22 protein-coding genes and 3 pseudogenes are annotated in these 23,849 nt (G+C 41.6%); 16 read left to right on the forward strand and 9 right to left on the reverse strand.

The features are described 5' to 3' along the window. Positions 1–24: 24 nt before the first annotated feature. From LC048_RS09410 to LC048_RS09425, 4 genes and pseudogenes are all read right to left on the reverse strand, one after another. Complete coding sequence (locus LC048_RS09410) at positions 25–825, reverse strand: PhnE/PtxC family ABC transporter permease (RefSeq protein ID WP_226600833.1); 801 nt, start codon at positions 823–825, stop codon at positions 25–27. Position 826: 1 nt separating this feature from the next. Beyond that, the gene (locus LC048_RS09415) at positions 827–1,573 is read right to left on the reverse strand and encodes a phosphonate ABC transporter ATP-binding protein (protein WP_226600834.1); all 747 of its coding nucleotides are present in this window, start codon (positions 1,571–1,573) and stop codon (positions 827–829) included. A gap of 9 nt (positions 1,574–1,582) precedes the next feature. Further along, a pseudogene (locus LC048_RS09420) lies at positions 1,583–2,511 on the reverse strand (putative selenate ABC transporter substrate-binding protein). Positions 2,512–2,681: 170 nt separating this feature from the next. Continuing rightward, entirely contained in the window at positions 2,682–4,238 is a 1,557-nt protein-coding gene (locus LC048_RS09425; protein WP_306050070.1) for an ABC-F family ATP-binding cassette domain-containing protein, read from the reverse strand. A 301-nt stretch (positions 4,239–4,539) separates the two neighbouring features. Here LC048_RS09425 and LC048_RS09430 point away from each other — a divergent pair, with 301 nt between their 5' ends. The 4 genes from LC048_RS09430 (at position 4,540) to LC048_RS09445 (ending at position 7,313) form a co-directional block, all read left to right on the forward strand. Next, positions 4,540–4,701 (forward strand): hypothetical protein, encoded by a 162-nt coding sequence (locus LC048_RS09430; RefSeq protein WP_306050072.1) that lies wholly within the window; start codon positions 4,540–4,542, stop codon positions 4,699–4,701. An 11-nt stretch (positions 4,702–4,712) separates the two neighbouring features. Next, complete coding sequence (locus tag LC048_RS09435) at positions 4,713–5,792, forward strand: LVIVD repeat-containing protein (RefSeq protein ID WP_371932018.1); 1,080 nt, start codon at positions 4,713–4,715, stop codon at positions 5,790–5,792. A gap of 257 nt (positions 5,793–6,049) precedes the next feature. Then, positions 6,050–6,778 carry a YqcI/YcgG family protein gene (locus LC048_RS09440; protein ID WP_306050074.1) on the forward strand — a complete coding sequence of 243 codons (729 nt, stop codon included), beginning with the start codon at positions 6,050–6,052 and terminating at the stop codon, positions 6,776–6,778. A gap of 253 nt (positions 6,779–7,031) precedes the next feature. After that, entirely contained in the window at positions 7,032–7,313 is a 282-nt protein-coding gene (locus LC048_RS09445; RefSeq protein ID WP_226600838.1) for an AbrB/MazE/SpoVT family DNA-binding domain-containing protein, read from the forward strand. A 52-nt stretch (positions 7,314–7,365) separates the two neighbouring features. On the opposite strand, the gene arcA is transcribed toward LC048_RS09445, so the two are convergent. Then, positions 7,366–8,598 carry an arginine deiminase gene (arcA, locus tag LC048_RS09450; RefSeq protein WP_306050076.1) on the reverse strand — a complete coding sequence of 411 codons (1,233 nt, stop codon included), beginning with the start codon at positions 8,596–8,598 and terminating at the stop codon, positions 7,366–7,368. A 475-nt stretch (positions 8,599–9,073) separates the two neighbouring features. On the opposite strand from arcA, the gene LC048_RS09455 reads away from it, so the two are divergent. Together LC048_RS09455 and LC048_RS09460 are read left to right on the forward strand one after the other, a co-directional pair. Further along, a complete protein-coding gene (locus LC048_RS09455; RefSeq protein WP_226600840.1) occupies positions 9,074–10,264 on the forward strand; it encodes a glycine C-acetyltransferase in 1,191 nt (396 codons plus the stop codon). A 212-nt stretch (positions 10,265–10,476) separates the two neighbouring features. Further along, a pseudogene (locus LC048_RS09460) lies at positions 10,477–11,422 on the forward strand (L-threonine 3-dehydrogenase). A gap of 30 nt (positions 11,423–11,452) precedes the next feature. On the opposite strand, the gene selD reads toward LC048_RS09460, so the two are convergent. Further along, positions 11,453–12,508, reverse strand: a complete 1,056-nt coding sequence (selD, locus tag LC048_RS09465; RefSeq protein ID WP_264188198.1) for a selenide, water dikinase SelD — start codon at positions 12,506–12,508, stop codon at positions 11,453–11,455. A gap of 188 nt (positions 12,509–12,696) precedes the next feature. Between selD and LC048_RS09470 the strand changes: the two are divergent. The 3 genes and pseudogenes from LC048_RS09470 to LC048_RS25025 form a co-directional block, all read left to right on the forward strand. Beyond that, positions 12,697–12,882: pseudogene (locus LC048_RS09470) on the forward strand (Rdx family protein); the annotation flags it as partial. Positions 12,883–13,047: 165 nt separating this feature from the next. Then, positions 13,048–14,001 (forward strand): L-seryl-tRNA(Sec) selenium transferase, encoded by a 954-nt coding sequence (gene selA / locus LC048_RS09475; RefSeq protein ID WP_371932019.1) that lies wholly within the window; start codon positions 13,048–13,050, stop codon positions 13,999–14,001. Then, entirely contained in the window at positions 13,952–14,455 is a 504-nt protein-coding gene (locus LC048_RS25025) for an aminotransferase class V-fold PLP-dependent enzyme (protein WP_371932020.1), read from the forward strand. Before selA ends, LC048_RS25025 begins: the two co-directional genes overlap by 50 nt. 57 nt (positions 14,456–14,512) lie before the next feature. Here LC048_RS25025 and LC048_RS09480 read toward each other — a convergent pair whose 3' ends face one another. Further along, positions 14,513–14,656: a small acid-soluble spore protein P gene (locus LC048_RS09480; protein WP_214904714.1), complete on the reverse strand. Its 144-nt coding sequence runs from the start codon at positions 14,654–14,656 to the stop codon at positions 14,513–14,515. Positions 14,657–14,770: 114 nt separating this feature from the next. Between LC048_RS09480 and LC048_RS09485 the strand changes: the two genes are divergently transcribed. After that, positions 14,771–15,028, forward strand: coding sequence for a hypothetical protein (locus LC048_RS09485; RefSeq protein WP_226600843.1), 258 nt, complete (start codon positions 14,771–14,773; stop codon positions 15,026–15,028). A gap of 37 nt (positions 15,029–15,065) precedes the next feature. On the opposite strand, the gene sspO is transcribed toward LC048_RS09485, so the two are convergent. After that, positions 15,066–15,215 carry a small acid-soluble spore protein SspO gene (gene sspO, locus LC048_RS09490; protein WP_226600844.1) on the reverse strand — a complete coding sequence of 50 codons (150 nt, stop codon included), beginning with the start codon at positions 15,213–15,215 and terminating at the stop codon, positions 15,066–15,068. 332 nt (positions 15,216–15,547) lie between these two features. Between sspO and acnA the strand changes: the two genes are divergently transcribed. The 3 genes from acnA to LC048_RS09505 all read left to right on the forward strand — a co-directional run bounded on the left by acnA (position 15,548) and on the right by LC048_RS09505 (position 19,593). Continuing rightward, complete coding sequence (gene acnA, locus LC048_RS09495; RefSeq protein WP_226600845.1) at positions 15,548–18,256, forward strand: aconitate hydratase AcnA; 2,709 nt, start codon at positions 15,548–15,550, stop codon at positions 18,254–18,256. Between the two features lie 216 nt (positions 18,257–18,472). Next, a complete protein-coding gene (locus tag LC048_RS09500; protein WP_226600846.1) occupies positions 18,473–18,637 on the forward strand; it encodes a hypothetical protein in 165 nt (54 codons plus the stop codon). A gap of 407 nt (positions 18,638–19,044) precedes the next feature. Then, positions 19,045–19,593, forward strand: a complete 549-nt coding sequence (locus LC048_RS09505; RefSeq protein ID WP_226600847.1) for a hypothetical protein — start codon at positions 19,045–19,047, stop codon at positions 19,591–19,593. Positions 19,594–19,632: 39 nt separating this feature from the next. Here the strand turns inward: LC048_RS09505 and LC048_RS09510 are convergent, their stop codons facing one another. After that, complete coding sequence (locus tag LC048_RS09510; protein WP_306050078.1) at positions 19,633–20,919, reverse strand: NCS2 family permease; 1,287 nt, start codon at positions 20,917–20,919, stop codon at positions 19,633–19,635. Positions 20,920–21,054: 135 nt separating this feature from the next. Between LC048_RS09510 and LC048_RS09515 the strand changes: the two genes are divergently transcribed. The 3 genes from LC048_RS09515 (at position 21,055) to mtnA (ending at position 23,730) form a co-directional block, all read left to right on the forward strand. Continuing rightward, positions 21,055–21,945 (forward strand): LysR family transcriptional regulator, encoded by an 891-nt coding sequence (locus LC048_RS09515; protein WP_226600849.1) that lies wholly within the window; start codon positions 21,055–21,057, stop codon positions 21,943–21,945. Positions 21,946–22,006: 61 nt separating this feature from the next. After that, positions 22,007–22,543 (forward strand): DUF3231 family protein, encoded by a 537-nt coding sequence (locus LC048_RS09520; RefSeq protein WP_306050080.1) that lies wholly within the window; start codon positions 22,007–22,009, stop codon positions 22,541–22,543. Positions 22,544–22,680: 137 nt separating this feature from the next. Then, complete coding sequence (mtnA, locus tag LC048_RS09525; RefSeq protein WP_226600851.1) at positions 22,681–23,730, forward strand: S-methyl-5-thioribose-1-phosphate isomerase; 1,050 nt, start codon at positions 22,681–22,683, stop codon at positions 23,728–23,730. Positions 23,731–23,849 lie beyond the last annotated feature (119 nt).

A 23,849-nucleotide genomic window follows, 5' to 3' on the forward strand; every position in this document is an offset into this window, starting at 1 on the left:
TTACGAAGCTAGGTTTAGATTTCTTCATTGTACCAGCCTCTTTCTTAGTTGATTGCTCCAGACATCAATCATGATAACAAGGGCGATTAAAAAGAAGACGAACGTCCAAACTTCATCATAATGAAGGTCATCGAGACTCAACTGAATTTGATATCCTAGGCCACCGATCCCCACAAAGCTCATGATGGCAGAGGAACGAACCGCACATTCAAATCGGTACATCGCATAACTGGTAATGCTTGCCCTTACCATTGGCAAGTATCCATACCATAAGGTCTGTAACTTAGAAGCTCCTGCTGCTTCCAAAGCCTTAATCGGTTCCTTCGGTATATCTTCTAGCATATCTGCAAAAATTCTTCCGAGAATGCCGCCGTATGGTATAGCCAGGGCAAAAATAGCGGCAAAAGGAGAAAGTCCGATCGAGGCGACGAATAACCAGGCCCAAACAAGTTCATGAATGGCTCTCATGAAGCCAAGCTGTCCTCTAAATAAAGGGCGTATAAACTTTTTAATTTTACCTTCAGATACCACAATCCCGGCGGCGAGAATGCCATAGAAAAAGGCAATGATAATTGCCAGACTCATACCTGCAGAAGCATAAGAAAGTGTAGTCCAGCTTGACTCAAGGGCCAAAAGGAGGATGTCACCCGATAAATCAGGCGTGAAGAATGCTGCCGCAATCTGTTTTGCTGTATCCAGCCCCTTGCTATGAATCAAATCGTCATTCCAATTGACATAAAATAGGCTCAAAATAAAAGCCAGCAATAAGAGAAGTGTAAGAATCTTTCGCTTATGGAGTTCGAATCTTAACCAGTCTTTAGCCATATTATGAAAGCTCCTTAAGCCTGTAAAGACTATTGATCTGGTCATCAGTTACAGAGGAGGCGGGGAGGTCAAAGAAAAGTTCACCATCTTTAAGGGCAATCAATCTATCGAAATATTTCCTAGCGTAATCGACTGAATGCAGGCTGGCAATCAGTGTTTGGTTCTCTTCTGATGCGATATTGACCAATAGGCCAAGGATGTCTTCCGCCCGAGCTGGATCCAGTGAGGCAACAGGCTCATCTGCCAGGACGATTTCAGGACTCTGGACAAGCAGCCTTGCAAGTGCTACTCGTTGTTGTTCCCCGCCTGAAAGGGAAGAAGTTCTTTCATACAATTTATCAGTCAATCCCACTCGCCTCAGTGCCTGAATAGCATATTCTTTGTCCTGAGGGATCACCAATGAAAGAAGAGATTTAAAAATACCCCATTCTGTCAGCCTCCCAGCAAGAACATTATGGATAACTGGAAGCTCTCCAACAAGGTCAAACTGTTGACGAATGATACCGATTTTTTTGGCTCTCATCTTTTGGTCCATTAGCTCAGAGAGAGGGCGGCCGTCTATCAGGACTTCACCCTGATTTGGTGAAATAATAGCTGCAAGCAAATTCAGCAATGTCGTTTTGCCTGCTCCACTTGGACCAATAAGCGCAACTGATTCTCCTCTATTAATAGAAAAAGAGAGGGAAGATAAGGCAATCTTCCGCTCGTATATTTTTGATATTTGCTTAAGGCTTAATGCTTCTTGCATGAAATCCACCTACTTGATGATCTTGAGTTGCTTTGCGACCTTTTCTATTGCTTGGTAATTTTCATTCTTCGTTTCTATAAATTTTTCAGTCTGCAATAATTCCATGATTTCGTTATCCGCTGGAGTCATAGATAGAATCGCATCTTTAAGTTTATCTTTAGTGTCAGCATCCATTTTGTTTAAGGTCCAGTTGTAGTCATAATACTCAGGAGTTGTATGAACTACTTTTACCTTTGATTCATCTACTTTTCCTTCTTTTACAGCCGCTTCCCATACAGAAATATTTAATGCACCTGTCTGGAAGGTGCCAGATTCCACAAGCTTATATGTTTTATCATGGGAGCCGGAGTAATTTGGCTTTCCATCAAGGTCCTCATCCGGGTTTATGCCAGCTTCCATCATAAAGTATCGAGGCATTAATGGCCGGAAGTTGAGCTTTCACTGCCAAAAGTAAAGGATTTTCCTTTTAAATCCTCCAGACTATCAATCTCAACATCACTGTTCGCAATGAATACAGACTTGAACTTCTCATCGATAGGTCTCTGGGCAAATGCTTCAGCTTCAGGAACTAAGTTTCTTGCCTGTACACCAGTAAGGCCGCCAAACCATGCGAGCTGGATTTCTCCTCGTTCAAATGCAGTAACAAGCGCCGAATAATCAACAGAAGGGACATACTCAACATTCAATCCTGTCTTCTTTTCTAAATCCTTCGCAAAATCCTCCATGCTCCTGTTCAAATCAGCGGCGTTTTGGTCAGGAATCGCACCAATCTTTATGGTGTCAGACTTTGAGTCTTTTTGTCCCCCATCTTCCCCATTCTCAGAACAAGCCGATAGGACAAGAATAATCAACAAGCTTAATAATGCCATCATTTTTTTCATTTTTTTATCACCTTTATAAATAAATTTTATGTACCCTATAAAATTTATCAATAACATGACGATAACTCAATACATTTTTGAAGAAATTTAATACGAATATTATGGCTGCGGAGGATCATTTGGTGTTTAAGCAGGGACAAATATCAAGAAATGACTATTTTTAACAAATTAACACTTCATGAAAAAGAAAAACCTGACGGGGAATTTCCGTCAGGTTCACAAGGGTTCTAGTTTGATTTTTCTACCCATTCTTCAACATTCCAGACTTTTGTAACCCAGTCTTCATAGAAATCTGGTTCGTGGCTGACAAGGACAATCGTCCCTTTATAAGCCTTCAAGGCACGTTTTAATTCCGCTTTCGCAGTAATGTCAAGGTGATTGGTAGGCTCATCGAAAAGCAGCCAGTTGCTTTCATGCATAAGCAATTTTGTCAGGCGAACTTTTGCTTGCTCACCGCCGCTAAGCTGGTTCAGCGGACGGGATATATGTTCATTTTTCAGGCCGCCACGTGCCAATGCAGCACGGACCTGATGCTGATCCATGCCTGGGAACTCACTCCAGACATCCTCAATTGGAGTAATGCTTCCTGCTTTGACTTCCTGTTCGAAGTAGGAAGGGAAGAGGAAGTCACCGCGTTCGATTTTACCGCTCAAAGCAGGGATTTTTCCAAGCATTGTTTTTAACAAGGTCGATTTACCGACACCATTCATACCGACAATTGCAATCTTCTCACCACGCTCGATTGTAACTGACATCTTAGGAAGAAGCGGGTGGGTATATCCGATTTCAAAGTCTGTCCCTTCAAATACATAACGGCTGCTTGCACGGGATTCCTTAAACTCGAAAGAAGGTTTAACGGCTGTTTCAGGCCTGTCAATCCTTTCCATGCGGTCAAGCTGCTTCTGTCGGCTTTTTGCTCGGCCTGTTGTCGAGTAGCGCGCTTTATTTTTTGCAATGAAGTCTTCCTGTTTCTTGATGAATTCCTTTTGCTTTTCATAGGCGTTGATATGCTGATTCTTGTTAATCTCGGTGGCCAATTCCAGGAATTTTTCATAGGTAGCAGTATAGCGTGTCAGCTTTGAAAATTCCAGTTGGAAAATGACATTCGAAACTGGGTTCATGAATTCAGTGTCATGTGAAATCAAAATAAAAGCATAAGGGTAATCCTTCAAGTATTTTGTCAGCCACTGGATGTGTTCGACATCCAGGTAGTTGGTCGGCTCATCAAGGAGAAGAACCTTTGGCTTTTCAAGCAATAGCTTTGCAAGGAGAACTTTTGTACGCTGTCCGCCGCTCAAAGCGGTAACATCGCGGTCTATACCTATTGCGTCCAAGCCAAGACCCCGTGCAGCTTCTTCGACCTCCATATCAAGGGAGTAGAAACCACCTGCATCTAATGCATCCTGGATTTCGGCCATTTGTTCAAGTAGCTTTTCGAGCTCATCAGGTGTTGCATCCGCCATTTTTGCTGTCACTTCATTAAGTTCTTCTTCTTTTTTAAAAAGAGGAAGAAACGCGTCACGCAATACATCGCGGATTGTTTTTCCGGGTGTCAAAACTGTATGCTGGTCAAGATATCCATACTCAACACCTGGAGTCCATTCGACTTTACCGGAATCATGTATCAGCTGCCCAGTAATGATATTCATCAGCGTCGATTTTCCGACACCGTTCGCTCCTACAAGACCAACATGATCTTCTGCCAGCAAGCGAAAGGAAACGTCTTTAAAAAGGGTACGATCCCCAAATGTGTGGCTTAAATTTTCTACATTTAATAAACTCATGATAAAATCCTCGCTTTAATCTATTTTAAGAGAACAAATAATTTACAATCACATTTCTTAATCATACTAAAATCTCTGGTTTTCGACCAGCGTTTTCTAGGCTGGAAGATATGGAAACTAATTACTCGAACATTGTGGAATTGGACCTACTTCGGATTTCGAAACAATTACCATAGACTTAGTTGTAAATTACAAAATTAGGATTAATTAACTGAATTTACAAAATTTACAGTTTTTTAATTGAGTTAAAGTTTTTATCTTTGCTATATTGTTATTCAATACATAAGAGGAGGTTTTATATTTGAAAAAACGATTGTTATCTAGTCTGATTTTAGCTGGTGCTTTGACGGTCTCTTCGGTTCCATTCAATGCACTTGCCCATGACGAACTTGGGGATGTCAATATTGAAAAAGGAGAGAGGGCTGGGTATAGCAACGTTGCTGTCCCTTTAATGGAGGAGTAAGGGTATTTGATATGAAGGACCCTGCAAATCCTCGGGAGGTCACTGTGTTCGCCAATAATGATATCCCTGGCACATGGCAGGAAAAAGTGATCGTTCAAAGTGTAAATACACCATCGTTCAAAGGTGACCTGGCTGTGGTCAGTGTGCAGCAACTCAATAGTAAAAATCTGGATTCCAAAGGCGGATTCCTGCTTTATGACGTTACAAACCCAGCAGAACCAAAAAAGCTTGGATTCTATGAGGTAACAAAGAAAACGAGAGGAACTCATGAATTATATTTGACCATGCAAGGAAACCGGGCAATCGTACTTGCTGCCAATCCTTATGCGGACTATTATAGCCATGGAGCAGAAAAAGACTTCCAGGTGGTGGATGTCAGCAATCCTGCAAATCCTCAAAAACTATGGGAGTTCGATCCAAGGTCACTCGAGGAAATTCCGGACGATTTTAACGGATACCATTGGGATTCTCCGGACGGGAAAGTACGGCCTGTATTCAACCATAGTACAATGATAGATGAAACTGGAAAGTATGCTTATGTCTCGATGTGGGATTTGGGAACAGTCATTTTTGACATCAGTAACCCAGAAAACCCTAAATTCCTGGGACGCACAGATTTCGGGTCCAGCCAGCAGGGATCCGCACACTCGGCTACACTTGCTAAAGGCGGAAATGTGCTGATTGAGACGAGGGAAGTTTATAATCCAACGAAAGAAGGCTATGAACAGTCCTATGGGTATACAAGAATCTTCGATATCAAGGATAAAACAAACCCTAAATTGCTAAGTGAGTTCAAGACTGATTTAGTTGATAATGTCGAAGATGGTATCACTTTCGCAAACACAGTCCACGACCCTAAAGTCCATGGAAATACATTGTACTTGTCACACTATGCGGGAGGTGTATATACGGTGGATATAACTGATCCTGCAAATCCAGTTCAAATCGGACAATACACTCCTGAAAAAAGTGATGTTTGGGGAGTATATATCAACAAAAACTATATTCTTGCATCTGATATTGGGACAGGATTAAAAGTTTTGTTAAAGAATAATAGTTCGGCAGGAACACAGATTCAGGGTGTAAAATAGTTAGCTTCTTTCAAAGGTAATGGTGTTATGAATTGAAAGGATGAAAGCACGCGAAAACAGCGTGCTTTTACTATTTCTCAGACCGAAATCGCTAGCTTTTGTGAGGACATGGCGTTATAGGCTGGCCCCACTTGTCCGGGCTGATCGAGGAAGTTAGGCTTTTAGTACTCTATGAAAAATAAAGACAAAAACCAACTTGTTTATTAATAGATAGAAGGGGTAAATGGTAACTAACTAACTAAGTAGAGGTGTAAATCATGGCAGTTACCAATAGTTATTTGTTTACAAAAGAGGATATGGTCAATTCAGACCTTGTGCCTGAATGGGTAATAAAGGAATATGGAAATTTCAGGGATGTTGTCACAAATCGTGAGTTCCCATGCTATTTTGGAATGTCTGCCGAGAAAAAAGGTGAACTCCGCTATTCATATATTAGTCGTGATAATTGGGATCATTTGCCCGGTGCTATTGAAGAGTTCATTGCATTGTTTGATGACAACAAGCCTCTTATTAGACATGACCTATTTGTGTTCGTCGAGCCTGAAATGGAAGAAAAGACAATCGAATACTATCGTGGATATTTTTGGAATGTCATTCAGTTTTTACATGAAAAAGATACACAGCCATGGCCTGCAGATTATCCGAAAGATTCTGATCATCATTTATGGGCATTTTCCTTTGCAGGCGAACCATTCTTTGCCTTTGGTAATGCTCCGGCCTATAAACAGAGGAAAACAAGGGACCTTGGCAATAGTCTAGTTATTGGTTTTCAGCCGCGTCGAATTTTTGATGGACTTGAAGGAACCTCAAAGGGTGGAATTATGTCACGGGAAAAGGTCAGGGAGCGCGTTGAGAAATGGGACAACCTGCCAAAGCACCCTAATGTAAGCCATTATGGGGATCCTGATCATCGAGAATGGAAAATGTATTTTATAGGAGACGACAGCAAACCAATTGAAGGCAAATGTCCTTTTCATCATAAATAACACAAAAGGCTAAATTCTACTATTAGAATTTAGCCTTTTGTGTTAGGAATATCTCTAGATTTCATTAAAATATTTTACTGTGATGCACGGTGTTATCAATTGAATCAATAGAAACAATCAATCATGGATTATTAAAACCGGCACATTAATAATGTCAAATTATTACTTGTTTTGCTATAATTGTATTGGGCTAGAACTTATTCAAAGAATTGACATCCACATCCCATAATTTTTTTGAAGGGAAGGATGCTATATGAAGGCTACAGGAATTGTGAGGAAAACAGATCAGCTTGGCAGGGTGGTCATACCGATGGAGCTCAGGAAAAAACTGAGTATCGGGGAAAGTGATCCGCTCGAAATATTTGTGGATGAGGATATGATTATCCTAAAGAAATACATGCCAGATCTGACTTGTCTCATTACGGGAACGATCAGCAATGACAACATGACACTGGCTAATGGTAAAATCGTCTTAAGTAAAGAAGGAGCAGAGCAATTGGTCAAAGAATTGCAAAGCTATGTTGCGACCAGCTAGAATAAACATTAGGCAGTCCTCAAATGAAGAGGACTGCCTTTATTTCTACCTATTAAAGATCATTGCGATAAATTGGCATGCTCATGCAGCGTGGGCCACCGCGTCCTCGTGACAGCTCCGAGCTTGGAATCTCAATGACTTCCACCCCATTTTTACGCAACAGGTCATTCGAAACATAGTTACGGTCATAAGTAACGACCACACCTGGTGCAATCGCAAGTGTATTAGAGCCGTCATTCCACTGTTCGCGGGCAGCTGCAATTTCATGCCCGCCGCCACAAGGAATCAGGACGAGCTCCTGTAGGCCAAGGACTTCTTTTAGTGTCTCGGTCAGATTTGAGCGCTCAGATATATTAAGCGTGTCAGGATCCATGCCTTTTTCGAGAATATAGATTTTCATATTTCCGTTAGGGCCTTCAATGCCATGATGGATTGTGAATTTCTCATGATCTACCATTGTAAAGACGGTATCAAGATGCATATAGGCTCTTAATTTAGGGATTTCAACAGCAACTACTTTTTTGATTGTATCGTTTCTTGCAAAGATCCGCTTCGCCAATTTCTCAATCGCCTGTGCAGACGTTCTTGCACTAACCCCAATCGCAATCACCTCAGGACTGAGAACCAGCTCGTCGCCACCTTCAATTGGATAATACTCATCACGATCATACCAATGTGGAATATCATGCTGTGAGAATCTTGGATGGTGCCTCATGATAAAGTCCATGAACAAAGATTCTCTTTTTCTCGCACCTTCACACATCTTGTTAATAGAGACACCATTCCCAATAACAGCTGCCGGGTCTCTTGTAAAATAAAGATTTGGCATTGGATCCAGGAAGAAGGGATAGTAATCATCGAGCAGCTCATGTAAGTGAACTTTTTTCTCTGGCTCGATTTCGGATTTAAGAACTCCAGACATGACTTTTCGGATCATTTCATCAGTTGAAAGAGACTGAAGATACTCTTCGACTGTTCGCCTCGAGCCATTCAGATTGGTTTTGCTTTCATTCAATACTTGGTCAATGAACTGTTGATGTAATTCATCAGTTTTTAATGCTTCTTCCATTAATTTTTCCAAATAGAGAACTTCAACACCGCGGTTTCTTAATACATCGGCGAAATAATCATGCTCTTTTTGAACCGCCGGCAGGTAAGGGATATCATCAAACAGGAGCCGTTCCAGGTATTTGGGTGTCAGGTTTTCGACTTCCTTTCCTGGCTGATGTAAGACGACGGATTTTAACTCGCCAATTTCGGATGTTACATTCAAAGGGTATTGCATATAAGTAGCCTCCATATTCAGTATCTATTTCTATATGAAATAAGGAGGAAGTGATTATTATGTAAAACTCAAATTTCACTGCCCCCGCCAAACTGCTTGCCTGCAGACTGGCTCCCTTTTCTTTACCCTAATAATTACTTTCAAACCTACTTTTAAAGCTCATTATGTAAAAGTTTAGGAGAAGAGCCTCTCTTCAAAGTCTGTAATAGGGCTTCACTTGGAATATTACCTTCATTGCAAAATCGTCCTGTCATAAATATCATGCATTTTGACAAAAAATAGGGGAAACTAAACAGATAAAAAAGAAAGCGTTTTCTGTCCTTCATAGATGTACAAATAAAATTTATATGATAAAGTATATTTTGTGAACACACATTAAACATGGAAAAAGAGGCGAAAATATTGTCCTCTCCAAAAAGACAGATGTATCCATTATAATGACATGCCAAATGTGACGGCAGAAAGGGGATTTACGATGTCTAGTAAAACATTGGATCAATTTTTAAATGAAAACCTGGAGGATTTAAAAGGGAAGGGTTTATATAATGTAATCGACCCGCTTGAGAGCCCCAATGGACCGGTTATAACCATTAACGGGGAAGAGATGATCAACCTCTCCTCAAATAACTACCTTGGACTTGCTACGGATGAAAGACTGAAAAAGACTGCAGATGAAGCTATTGAAAAATTTGGAGTAGGAGCAGGTGCAGTTCGAACAATCAATGGTACACTCGAGCTCCATATTGAACTTGAGGAAGTATTGGCGAAGTTCAAGAAGACCGAAGCAGCGATTGCGTACCAATCTGGGTTCATGTGCAATATGGCTGCCATTTCAGCTGTAATGGATAAAAACGATGCCATACTTTCTGATGAACTGAACCATGCTTCAATCATCGATGGTTGCCGATTGTCCAGAGCGAAGATCATCCGCTTTAACCACTCGGATATGGAAGACCTTCGCACAAAAGCGAAGGAAGCGAAAGAGTCAGGCCAATACAATAAAATCATGGTTATTACTGACGGAGTTTTCTCAATGGACGGAGACATCGCAAAGCTTCCTGAAATTGTAGAAATAGCAGAAGAATTCGACCTCATTACCTATGTCGATGATGCACATGGTTCTGGTGTGCTTGGTGAAGGAGCTGGAACGGTTAAGCATTTCGGCCTCTCAGATAAAGTGGATTTCCAAATTGGAACTCTATCAAAGGCTATTGGCGTAGTTGGAGGATATGTTGCGGGTAAACAAAACTTGATTGATTGGCTGAAGGTTAGAAGCCGTCCGTTCCTTTTCTCAACTTCACTCACTCCGGCTGACGTTGCTGCCAGCAAAAAAGCAATCGAAATTTTGATGGAAAGCACAGAATTGAACGAGCGTTTATGGGAAAATGCAAACTATCTGAAGGAAGGACTGCAAAAACTTGGCTTCGACATTGGCCATTCTGAGACTCCAATCACTCCTTGTATCATTGGTGATGAAGTCAAGACACAGCAGTTCAGCAAAAGGCTTTATGAAGAGGGTGTATACGCTAAATCAATTGTATTCCCTACCGTACCACGCGGAACCGGCCGTGTAAGGAATATGCCTTCGGCAGCGCATACAAAGGAAATGTTAGACAATGCCATTTCCATTTATGAAAAAGTAGGCAAGGAATTAGAAATTATTTAAATGAATAGACCGGTTTGAATGACAAGCCGGCCTATGTTTTTAGTTTAGTTTGATTTTTGCATAAAGAATAGTGTCTAGCTCCAGCGCCTAGCCCCTCGAGACGCTTCGGCCCGCCCAATGAAGTCAAAGTACGACTTCACTGATCGGTCCTCCAGCGCTAGTCGGGGCTGGTCAAGGCGCATGAGCTTTTCGTTTCAGGAGGAATACATAGAATGAAGAAAATCTTAATAACTGGCGCTCTTGGCCAGATTGGTTCTGAATTAACAGTTAAACTACGTGACATCTATGGGCAGGATAATGTAATTGCGACAGACATCAGAAAAACCGATTCAGCAGCTACTGCGAACGGTCCATTCGAGATCCTTGATGTCATGGACGCAAACAAAATGGCCGACCTGGCGAAGAAATATAACGTCGATACTATCATGCATATGGCAGCATTGCTGTCTGCCACGGCTGAAACGAATCCGGTATTTGCCTGGAACCTTAATATGGGCGGATTAATGAACGCGCTTGAAACTGCAAGAGAACTAGATTTGCAATTTTTCACACCGAGTTCCATTGGCGCTTTCGGGGCCTAATACGCCAAAAGACAATACCCCACAGGACACGATCCAGCGTCCGACGACAATGTATGGTGTCAACAAGGTTGCCGGAGAACTGCTGGCTGATTACTATTTCCACCGTTTCGGGGTAGACACAAGAGGCGTAAGATTCCCGGGGTTGATTTCTTACGTAACCCCTCCCGGCGGCGGTACAACAGATTATGCAGTTGAGATTTACTATGAAGCAATCAAGAATGGGAAATACAGTTCGTATATTGATAAAGGCACGTACATGGACATGATGTACATGCCAGATGCGCTCGGGGCTATCATTGACTTGATGGAAACTGACCCTACCAAGTTGATTCACAGAAATGCTTTTAATGTTACGGCAATGAGCTTTGATCCAGAGGAACTTGCAGCGGAAATCAAGAAGCATATTCCGGGGTTTGAAATCTCCTATAATGTCGATCCTGTGAGACAGGCTATTGCCGGCAGCTGGCCGAATTCTATCGATGCATCAGCTGCAGCAGAAGAGTGGGGCTTCAAGGCGAAGTATGATCTTTCAAGTATGACTGCTGACATGCTGGAAAAATTGAAAGCAAAACTATAATTAAAAAGAAAAGGTGAAATCTCATTGATTTCACCTTTTTACATAGATTAGTTTTTCTTTCTTTTCTGTGACTTTCCCAACTATAGCGGCGTAAGCGAGCCCTTTGTTTTTTAAGGCTTCCACGTACTGCCCGGCTTCACTTTCAGGAAGCGAAACAAGGAGTCCTCCCGAAGTGATTGCGTCACAGAGTACTAACTGTTCTTCAGTCGATATGTCCTGATACTCCACATCGTTATCCAGCCATTTATGGTTGGATTTTGATCCCCCAGGGACAATTCCTTTTGCAGCTAATTCATATGTACCATCTAATACTGGTACATCCGATAATGAAATCTCAAAACTGACATTGCTGCCACGAGCAATCTCACTGCCATGCCCAAGCAGTCCGAATCCTGTTACATCCGTCACCGCGTGTGGTGTGAAATCTTTTAGGGCATCTGCTGCAGATTTGTTCAGTAAAGCCATTGTTTCGGTTACTGCCTGCTCCTGCTCCGCAGTTACTGCACTTCGCTTGATTCCTGTAGTCAAGATCCCGACTCCAATAGGTTTTGATAAAACAAGCAAGTCACCTGGTTCTGCACCGATATTTTTCCAGATGGCACCAGGATGGGCAACACCCGTTACAGATAAACCGAATTTAGGTTCCTGGTCATCGATTGAATGCCCGCCAATTGTTACTGCGCCAGCTTCTTTCACTTTGTCACCAGCACCTCTTAATATATCTGCTAGCATATCCGGACCAAGTTTTTTAATGGGATATCCTACAATATTAAGGACTGTTTTAGGTTCGCCGCCCATAGCATAAACATCGCTCAGGGCATTCGCAGCTGCAATCTGCCCAAACATATATGGGTCGTCCACGACAGGGGTGAAGTAATCAATCGTTTGGATCAGGGCGATATCCTCGGTAATTTTATATACACCTGCATCATCGGAAGTCTCATGTCCGACTAGCAATTCAGGAACACTTTCCTGCGCTGGCAATAGACGCAAAACTTGCGTCAAGTCCTCAGGACTAATTTTGCATCCTCAGCCTGCCTTTGTTGATAGTGATGTCAAACGGATTTTCTCATTTTCACTCAACATGATCACCTCCACAAAAAAGTATACTCTTTCTTGTTTTTAAAATCATCCTTAAGCTATTATTATTTGCACTGACAATGGCTTTACACTAAAATGACAGTAAAAACATATTAAAAGTATTACAGGGGGATTTCGCAATGAAGAATTTTCAAGTAACTATCCAATTTTGCATGCAGTGAAATTATGCACCAAAAGCCGCGAGTTTCGCGGAAGAATTATTCACCCATTTCCGGAGTCAGATTGAGAAAATGGAACTGATCCCAGCTTCTAAAGGAGCTTTCGAAGTAACAATAAATGGTCAGCCAATATATTCGAAACTGGATACAGGTGTTTTCCCTGATTCAGACGAAATGATCAAGCAAATGGAAGCGATGTAATCATGCCCTGGCAACTAGCCGGGGTTTTTTTAATACACTTTATCGTGTTATTCACGGTCTATAAGCTTCCCATTTATCCTGCATGTTCACCGTTTTGAAAAAACTTTTAATTGGGCAATAATGATATAATTAATGAATGCACTAATGTTGTGGGGGAGATCAAGTTTGAAACAGTTTTTAAGGCAGCTGCCAGCTGTGCATGAGCTACAGAAAGATTCCAGGTTTCTTGATTTGGTCAAGAAGCATGAAGCTGACGCTGAGCTTTTTACAGACTTAATCAAAAATGTGTTAAATGATATAAGGAAAGAAATTGTGAATGGGGATTGGGACGGGCCAGAGCCTGGTACCCAACTGTTTGTTGATCAGCTATTTACATTGCTTGATTCATCGGCAACAGAGAATTTTGACTATACTCTCAAAAGGATCATTAATGCTACTGGGACCATTTTACACACGAACCTAGGGAGGGCAAGATTGAGCGAGAATGCAGTGAAGCATGTGGTAGAAACCGCGAGGAATTATTCCAATCTTGAATATAGGTTGAATGAAGGCGAGCGCGGCTCCAGGCACAGCCATGTCGAAAGCCTTGTGAAAAAAATAACTGGAGCTGAAGCAGCGATGGTCGTGAATAATAATGCTGCTGCAGTTTATTTTATCATGAGTGCACTTGCAAAAAACAAAGAGGTCATTGTTTCACGCGGCCAGCTTGTTGAAATCGGAGGCTCATTCCGTATTTCTTCCATAATGGAGGAAAGCGGAGCTCATTTAGTGGAAGTTGGAACAACAAATAAAACACATTTGTTTGATTATGAGAATGCAATCACTGACGATACCGGCATGATTTTGAAGGTCCATACGAGTAATTTCAAAATATATGGATTCTCGAAAACTGTCGATACAGAAGAATTGGCCGAACTTTCAAGCAAGCATGACAAGGTCATTTTTTACGAAGATCTTGGGAGCGGTGTTCTCTATGATTTCACCCCCCATGGAATTGGAGACGAGCCGGTTGTCGGAGAAGTGCTGAAAATGGGTGCTGATATCGTTTCATTCAGTGGAGACAAGCTTCTTGGAGGGGCCACAGGCTGGTATTATCGCAGGCAAGAAGGAGCTCATTGAAAAATTAAAAAAACACCAGCTGGCCAGAGTTGTACGGGTTGATAAAATGACTCTCGCAGCTTTAGAGGGTACTCTAATGGACTATTTAAAGGGAGTGCAGGGGTTATCCAATATTCCGACACTAAGAGATTTACTTGTTCCTCTTGATGAATTGAGAGCCAGGGCTGATCTTTTTGCCAGAGATATTAATTCCCTTGAAAGTGGGCTAAAAGCGGTTGTGTCTGAAGGAACAAGTCAGGTAGGCGGAGGAACGATGCCCGATGTCCAGCTTCCAACTTATCTTGTCTCAATAAGTCATCGAGACGTTAGTGCTGAACATATTGCCAGAAAGCTCCGAACGGAACATTCTCCGGCAATTGTTGTCAGGATACAAAAGGAAGAGGTAAATGTTGATCTTCGGACCGTTACAGAAGAAGAGGAAATATCCCTTTTGAATGCTTTTAAACAAATTTAAAAAAGTAAGGGCCGCCTTTTACCCGGCTGCCCTTACTTTTTTGCGTTTTGAACTGTTTTACATATCGTGATGTGAGTTATGTTTTTGACGACTATGGTTACGGTTTTTCACTTTCTTCGATCCGCTTAATGGAGCAGGCTGGCTGTCTTGATCGCCTTTCGGAGCATTCTTGCGCATATCTTTGGAATCATTTTTGTTCATTGCTCATCCCTCCTAACTTTAGGATTAGATTTTCCGCCGAAAATATACTGAATAAATTACTGATAAATGAGCAATTTAACGGTAAAGTTCTATTACATCAGGAGGAATTCACACATGCCTTATCATAAAGATAAACAGCAAGCCTTCCAGGCGGCACAGCAAGGATTCGAAGACGCGCAAGGACTATATTCGGAAATCGTACGTGACAGCGCAAGCTACGGACATCAACTGAAACACCTTAAAGCTGAAGTGAATGAAGCATACCAGCAAATCGAAAATGCCCTTGAAAACGCGTCAGAACACCAGCGGGCACAGCTTGAAAGATTCCAGCAGGATTTGCAGAGCATTGTAACCGAAGTAAATATGGAATAACACGAAAAGCGGAAGGGAGGCCTTCCGCTTTTATTTCTTACTGATTCTTTTTCCTCTTCTTATTGTTTTGCTTCTCAAGTTCAGATAATGGTTCGTTTGCCATTTCTTCGTTATAACCAGCGCCAGTGCCTTGGGCTTTAGCAGCATTCGCTCCAGGAATGACATGATTTGCTTTTCTTTTCACCACAGAATTCACCTCCATCCGCCATATTTTTTCCTATAAACCTCATCACAATCCAGCTTTTTCATTTTTGTGAAATAGTTTTTGTAGAAATTAACGTAGAAGGAGGAAGGATTTTTCCTTTGATAAAATCTCATTAAGATGGTTTTAATCATGTTTACGATTTTTATAATAAGAAAAACTTATCAACCACAATAACTTTCTTGTTATTTACTTATACACAAGGTTATATTAATATGAAATTGTGAGAAAAGTTAGGATGGAATACAAGATTCAAACTTTTCGACAATTACTTTTTTTTAGTTTATGATGTTTACGTAAAAGAAGGGGGTAAACATATGTCAAACCAAGATGTTTTTAACGCCCGCAGTTCATTTGAAGTTGACGGGAAACGCTATCATTACTATAGTCTGGAAGCATTGGAAAAGGCTGGAATCGGCAAGGTATCAAAACTACCTTACTCCGTAAAGGTTTTGCTTGAATCCGTACTCCGCCAGCATGATGGCTTTGTGATTACAAAAGAGCATGTTGAAAATCTAGCAAAATGGGGAACTAGCGAAGTTAAAGAAGTGGATGTGCCTTTCAAGCCTTCACGTGTCATTCTCCAGGACTTCACTGGTGTACCAGCAGTCGTTGACCTTGCATCACTTAGAAAAGCAATGGCTGACATGGGTGGAGACCCGCAAAAAATCAATCCTGAAAAGCCGGTTGATCTTGTAATTGACCACTCTGTACAGGTTGATAAATACGGAACTCCAGATGCACTAAATGTAAATATGGAACTTGAATTCGAGCGTAATGCTGAGCGTTACCAGTTCTTAAGCTGGGCACAGAAAGCATTCGATAACTACCGTGCTGTTCCGCCAGCAACAGGTATCGTGCACCAGGTTAACCTTGAGTATCTTGCAAACGTTGTCCACGCTGTAGAAAATGCAGATGGAGAATTTGAAACTTTCCCAGATTCATTGGTAGGAACTGACTCACATACTACTATGATCAACGGTATTGGCGTTCTTGGATGGGGTGTAGGCGGTATCGAAGCGGAAGCTGGAATGCTTGGCCAGCCTTCATACTTCCCAGTTCCAGAAGTAGTAGGGGTGAAATTAGTAGGAGATATGCCGAATGGCGCCACTGCAACTGACCTTGCACTTAAAGTGACTCAGGTTCTTCGCAGCAAAGGTGTTGTTGGCAAATTCGTCGAGTTCTTCGGACCTGGCGTCGTAACACTTCCACTTGCTGACCGTGCGACAGTTGCCAACATGGCACCAGAATACGGAGCAACTTGCGGATTCTTCCCAGTTGACGGAGAAGCATTGGATTACATGCGTTTAACCGGCCGCACAGAAGATCACATTAAAGTGGTTGAGGCATACTGCAAGGAGAACGGACTATTCTTTGATCCTGCATTAGAGCCAGTTTATACAGATGTTGTAGAAATCAATCTTTCAGAAATCGAAGCTAACCTATCCGGTCCAAAGCGTCCACAAGATTTGATTCCGCTTTCTGCTATGCAGAAATCCTTCAAGGAAGCATTGACTGCTCCGGCAGGAAACCAGGGATTCGGCTTAGATAAGAAAGAAATCGAAAAAGAAGCTGTTGTTGAGTTTGCTAATGGCGATAAAACAACAATGAAGACTGGTGCAATTGCCATTGCGGCGATCACTAGCTGTACAAATACATCTAATCCGTACGTTCTTGTAGGTGCAGGTTTGGTTGCTAAAAAAGCTGTTGAACTTGGAATGGAAGTTCCTAAGTTCGTTAAAACTTCATTGGCACCTGGTTCAAAGGTTGTAACTGGATACCTTCGTGATTCAGAATTGCTTCCTTACCTTGAATCTCTTGGTTTCAACCTTGTAGGGTATGGATGTACGACATGTATCGGTAACTCCGGTCCATTAAAGCCGGAAATCGAGAAGTCTGTTGCTGAAAGTGACCTTCTTGTTACTTCTGTTCTTTCCGGTAACCGTAACTTCGAAGGACGTATTCACCCGCTTGTAAAAGCAAACTACCTGGCTTCACCTCCATTGGTTGTTGCATATGCTCTTGCAGGAACAGTGGACGTCGATCTTCAGAATGACCCTATCGGTAAAGACAAAGATGGAAACGATGTATTCTTCAAAGATATCTGGCCATCAACTGAAGAAGTGAACGAAGTCGTTCACCGAGTTGTAACTCCAGAGCTATTCCGCAGAGAGTATGAAACTGTGTTCACTGATAATGAAAAGTGGAACGAGATTCAAACAAATAGCGATCCACTTTATACATTTGATGAAGACTCAACTTATATCGCAAACCCGCCATTCTTTGAAGGGTTGACTCCAGAGGCTGGGGAAGTTGCTCCAATAAACAACTTACGTATTGTTGGTAAGTTCGGTGATTCTGTAACAACTGACCATATTTCTCCTGCAGGTGCGATCGGCAAAGATACACCAGCTGGAAAATACCTGCGTGAAAAGGGTGTAGAACCTCGCGATTTCAACTCATACGGCTCACGCCGTGGTAACCACGAAGTCATGATGCGCGGAACATTCGCAAACATCCGTATCAAGAACCAAATTGCTCCTGGCACAGAAGGCGGCTTCACGACTTACTGGCCAACGAACGAAGTCATGGCTATCTTTGATGCTTGCATGAAGTACAAAGAGCAGGGCACTGGCCTGATGGTTATCGCAGGCAAAGATTACGGTATGGGATCATCCCGTGACTGGGCTGCGAAGGGTACCAACCTATTAGGAATCAAGACTGTTATTGCTGAAAGCTTCGAGCGTATCCACCGTTCAAACCTTGTATTGATGGGAGTACTGCCACTTCAATTCAAAGATGGTGAAAACGCAGAAACTCTTGGCCTTACAGGAAGAGAATCATTCGATGTCCAAATTGATGAAAAAGTTCGCCCACGCGACATCATCACTGTGACAGCTACTGATGAAGATGGCAACAAGAAGACTTTCGAAGCTCTTGTACGTTTCGATTCAGAAGTTGAAATCGACTACTACCGTCACGGCGGAATCCTGCAAATGGTTCTTCGTGATAAATTAAAAGCGTAAATCACTGAACTAAACCCCCTGTCCATAAGCGGACCAGGGGGTTTTTGATTTTTCAGGGAAAAAGCTTTGAAAAAATCTTTCTGTGTGAATGATACCCCTATGAGGAAGAAATGTCATGCATATCGATACTGCTTGAACGGTACCCTTATTGGGGAGAAATGTCATGCATAAGGATACGATACTGCCTGAACGGTATCCTTATGAGGGAGGAATGTCATGCCTAAGGATACGATACTGCCTGAACGGTATCCTTATGAGAGGAATGTCATGCATAAGGATACGATACTGCCTGAAAGATACCCTTATGAGGGAGAAATGTCATGCCTAAGGATACGATACAGCTTGAACGGTATCCTTATGAGGGAGAAATGTCATGCCTAAGGATACGATACTGCCTGAATGATACCCTTATGAGGGAGAAATGTCATGCCTAAGGATACGATACTGCCTGAACAGTATCCTTATGAGGGAGGAATGTCATGCCTAAGGATACGATACTGCCTGAACGGTATCCTTATGAGAGAGGAATGTCATGCCTAAGGATACGATACTGCCTGAACGGTATCCTTATAAGTATGGAAGTGCCTTTATAACGGAAATGCCCAAAGCTGTCAGTAAGTAATCAGGCTTATTCCTCTAACACTGTTACTTTTTAAACTTGTATCCTCTCTTAATTCTCAGTTTTTACTAAATCCGTGAAAACTTCTAATGAATCGACAACTTCTCCTATTGATATTTGCTGTCAAAGAGGTATGTTTAAGATAGATGGAACATAAGGAGTGATTTCCATGGGCTTAGTTTCAATAGTGGCAAGAGAAGATTTTATTTCGTTGGTTACTGATTTGGGTATTCATCAGATGATAGAAAATATCAGATTTAAAGAAATAATACCAGATACAGCCTTCATTGCCATCTCAGGTGATGACGAGTACGCCATGATGACCGCAAGCGCTGCGGAAACTCTTATTAAACAAGGGTTCAGTCTTAAAGAAATGGCTGAATCAATCCAGTCATCAATCAATAATCCCATTCTTATGTTAAATGAGCGGCCATTTGAAGCCGTCGTGGCAGGATACTCTCAAAACGGAGAGGCTCAGTATCATGTTATATCCAACACAAAGCCTCTTGAATCCTATTATCCCCGTCCTGGTGAGAGTCTCTACTATGTAAATGGTCATGAATCGATGCTTGTACTTGAGAAGTCATTGAAAATGCATGGCATGGGTACAGTGGATCAGGCACGAGCTGCCCAAATTCATTTATTCCGTGAAGCCGCTAAGACAATTCCAAATGTGAATACTCATGCTGAATCTTATATTCTTAAAAAAGTAAATTAAAACAGCCCCGGTCTTTACTTCGGGGCTGTTTTGAATGTATTACAGTGCATACTGCAGCACGAAATTACCAAGGAACAGCAATGCAATCATATAAAGTGCAGGCTGGATTTCCCGGCCTTTTCCCATTAGCAGCTTTATGAGTGGGTAGAGGATAAAACCTATTGCCATTCCATCTGCAATGCTATATGTTAATGGAATCAAAACAATGATCAGAAGTGCTGGGAAGCTTTCCATTAAATCATCAAGCTTAATGTTCGTTATATTTTGAAGCATCAGTATTCCTATTAAAATCAATACTGGGGATACCGCACTTTCTGGTACTACTTTAATAACAGGAATTAGTACAATCGAAGCCAGAAACAGAACACCTGTAGTAATGCTGGTTAATCCGGTTCGACCTCCAGCCGCGATCCCTGCAGCACTTTCTACAGACGATACTGTTGGGCTCGTGCCAAAAATACCGGCAGTGGCAACTGAAATCGAATTAGCCTGTAGCGCCTTCTTATTTTTTTGAGGCTGATTAAGCATTTTCGTATGGCTATGGACCAGACCAATGTTTTCAAAAATGACAACCATTGCAAGAGAAAAAGATGTAAGCCAGAATACGAAATTACCTGCCTGGGCAAAAGAAAGCTGCCCGAAAACCGCTGTATACTGACCAATAGCCGGCATGTTCCACGAAACTCCATCACTTCCGAAATCTCCGAAAAGCAGCGAAAGAACAGATGTGAATACTATGCTCAGCAAGAGATTGCCGGGAATATTTCTAATGAATAAAACAACTGTGACAATAAGGCCAATCAATGTGATGAGTGCAGTTGAGCTGCTTAGATCCCCGATTTCTAACAGAGTATGTTCAGAACTCGTGATAATTCCGCTATTATCAAAACCGATTAAAATCAACAGTATGCCAATTCCAACTGTAATAGCTTCTTTTAATGAGTCAGGAATGGATGCGATGATCGTCTTTGCCAGCGGAGTGAAGGCTAAAAGCATGAACAGGATACCAGATACAAAAACCATTGCAAGAGCCTCTTGCCAGGTGAAGCCGCCGGACTGTACGATGGTATACGTAAACATCGCATTCAGCCCCATACCAGGTATCACTAAAATCGGAGTGTTACTCCAGAATCCCATAAGCAAACAGCCCGCAAACACTGTAAGGATCGTAGCGATGATTCCTGCTTCGAGTGGAATGCCTGCTGCTGCTAGTATTGTTGCATTGACAATAATGATGTATACAACTGTTATATAGGAAATAAGACCTGCAGATAACTCCCTCCCAAACGTTGTATCATGTCCCTTTAAATCAAATAATTTATCCATTTTTTCTCCTCTCTCTTTTACAGATAAATTTTTCCGTTTTGAAACGAATGAAAATATCGTACCATAGACATTAGGTATATATAAAATATATAATTTGTATTAAAATCATATCTTTTATAAATAGTAGGTGTTTTCATGGATATTAGACAAATGCGTTATTTCATTGCGATTGCCGAAGAAAGGAATATAACAGCTGCAGCACATAGACTTCATATGTCACAGCCGCCGTTAAGCCTTCAATTAAAACAAATAGAAGAAGAACTAGGAGTGATGCTGGTTGAGAGGCATGGAAAAAAGCTAGAATTGACTGATAAGGGTGAACTGCTATATAGACATGCCCTAAACATTGTTCATGCCTTTGAGGAAGTGAAAAATGAACTTCAAGAAACGGATGAAGGGAGGAAGGGAAATTTATCAGTTGGAATCAACACCTTGTCCGTGCCGGAATTTCCTGAATGGCTGGAAGCATTTCACTCATCTTTTCCGCTTGTTTATTTGCGAATTGTACAAAATGATTCTGCCTACTTGGCTGAACTGGTAAAAAATCGGACAATTGAACTTGGTCTTGTCAGGCTGCCATTGGCCAATCAAGATTTAAACTACCTTCATTTATATAATGAATCATTCGTTTTCGTTTCCAGGGAAAATGATAATGAGATGATATCAATTGAGGAAATAAGCAATTATCCGTTAATTCTTCCTTCTACAGAGGGACTTGGAAGCTACAATATAATCCATGACGCTTTTACAAAAGCGCAGCATTCGCTTCAGGTCATATGTGAGTGCTCAGATATGAATGTGCTGATGCAAATGGTTTCCTCCGGGATTGGTTCGACTATTGTTCCTGAATCTGTTTTTCAATCATACGGACATTCTAATCTTTTTACCCGGAATATATCAGATGCCGAGTTGGTATCATCAGTAGGGTTAATTTGGTTAAAACAGCATCATCTTTCCAGACCAGCAAGGAATTTTATTGATTTGGTCAAGCAAAGACTGGGTTTATTTGATAGTGGTGATGAATAGAAAAGCTTTATTTATCTAATAATAACCGCAAATTCTGTTGCAGAAAGGAAGGTGTCCTGTTTTGAATCTTCTTGAAGTGATGAAGGATGCTTTCGGACCTTTTATTGACGGGGACAAAAAGCCTTTGCACGTTGGAGAAGTAATGAATTTATGGTTTTATCTACATGGGACTGAGCAAACTTTAAGATACGATCAGCATGCATTCAATTTAGTGCAAGATGCTGAGCTCAAAGAAAAAATTACGGATATTATTGAAAATGTACACAGGTCTATGATCAAGGAATTGACCCAGTTCTTCAAGGATGAAGGAATCCCTCTCCCTAATGTCGGAGCGGAGAAAGTCATCGGTGAATTCAAAGCACTTCCTGAAGGGGCAAGGATGAACGATGAGGAAATCGCCAATTTGATTGCTTACAATCTTGTAGTTGGAATTACGTCTGCCACAAGAGGCATAACCGAATCAGTCAGGTCGGATGTAGGCTACCTATTTGCGAAATATCATATGATGAAAATCACCTTTTCCTTGACATTAAAAGCGCTTATGCAGGAAAAGGGTTGGCTAAGGGTGCCACCATACTATATTTCAGGTAAAGAGTAAAAGCAGCGTCAATGACGCTGCTTTTTGAATGGATTGATTTGCGTGGGTAAAAAATAATTTCATTTTCTCTGAGGCTTATAATTGTTAAAATGATATATAGTTTCAGAATTGTTTTAATTGCCATAAGGAGGATCACCATGGAAGAAACATTTTTACAATCTGTAAGATACGACGGTGAAAAACTACATATTTTAGACCAAACAAAACTTCCACAGGTCACTGAGTTCCTGGAAATCAGCAATATTAAAGATGTATGGGATGCAATTAAACAGCTTAAAGTAAGGGGTGCTCCTGCAATTGGCATTGCAGCTGCTTATGGGCTGGTTCTTGGTATCAAGGATGCACCAGAGACCGATTTCGGAACGTTTTATGATTTTTTCAATAATCAAGCGGATTACCTTGCTACTTCCAGGCCTACTGCAGTTAATCTTTTCTGGGCACTTAAAAGGATGGATGCACGTGCTAAAGCTGAAAGTAGCAAACCGGTAAAGGAAGTAAAAAGGCTGCTGGAAGAAGAAGCTCACTTAATCCGCCAGGAAGATGAGAATGTCTGCAGTTCCATTGGCGAGAATGCTTTGACTTTATTAAAAGACGGCATGACCGTATTAACTCATTGCAACGCCGGAGGAATTGCCACAGCAAGGTATGGTACAGCACTAGCTCCAATCTATTTGGCTAAGGAAAAAGGAATGGATATAAAGGTGTTTGCAGATGAAACCAGACCATTGCTACAAGGGGCGCGTCTGACAGCCTGGGAATTAATGCAGGCAGGAATCGATGTTACCCTCATAACTGACAGCATGGCAGCCATGGTCATGCAACAGGGAAAAGTACAAGCGGTGATCGTAGGGTGTGACCGTGTAGCAGCCAACGGAGACGTAGCCAATAAAATCGGGACATACGGTGTCGCACTATTAGCAAAAGCACACAACATCCCTTTCTATGTCGCAGCTCCACTTTCGACCATTGATCTTGAAACCAAAACAGGTGAGGAAATACCGATTGAGGAACGGGCAGCAGAGGAAATCACTGCAGGTTTCGGGAAAGCGACAGCACCTGAAGGCGTGAAGGTTTTCAATCCAGCTTTTGATGTGACCCCACATGACCTAATTACCGCAATTATTACTGAAAAAGGGATCATGCGAGGAAACTACAATGAAGAGTTGACGCGTTTGTTTGACCATTAAGAAAGATTAAATGCCAGGAGCCAATTTCCTGGCATTTTTTGTATTATTTGAATGAGTGTTAGACAGAATTATCGGTAGGAAAGTAAGCTTCAACCAAAGGTGCCCCATGTTTGTACAAC

The sequence above is a fragment of the Mesobacillus subterraneus genome, assembly GCF_020524355.2.
GTDB lineage: Bacteria > Bacillota > Bacilli > Bacillales > Cytobacillaceae > Mesobacillus > Mesobacillus subterraneus_C.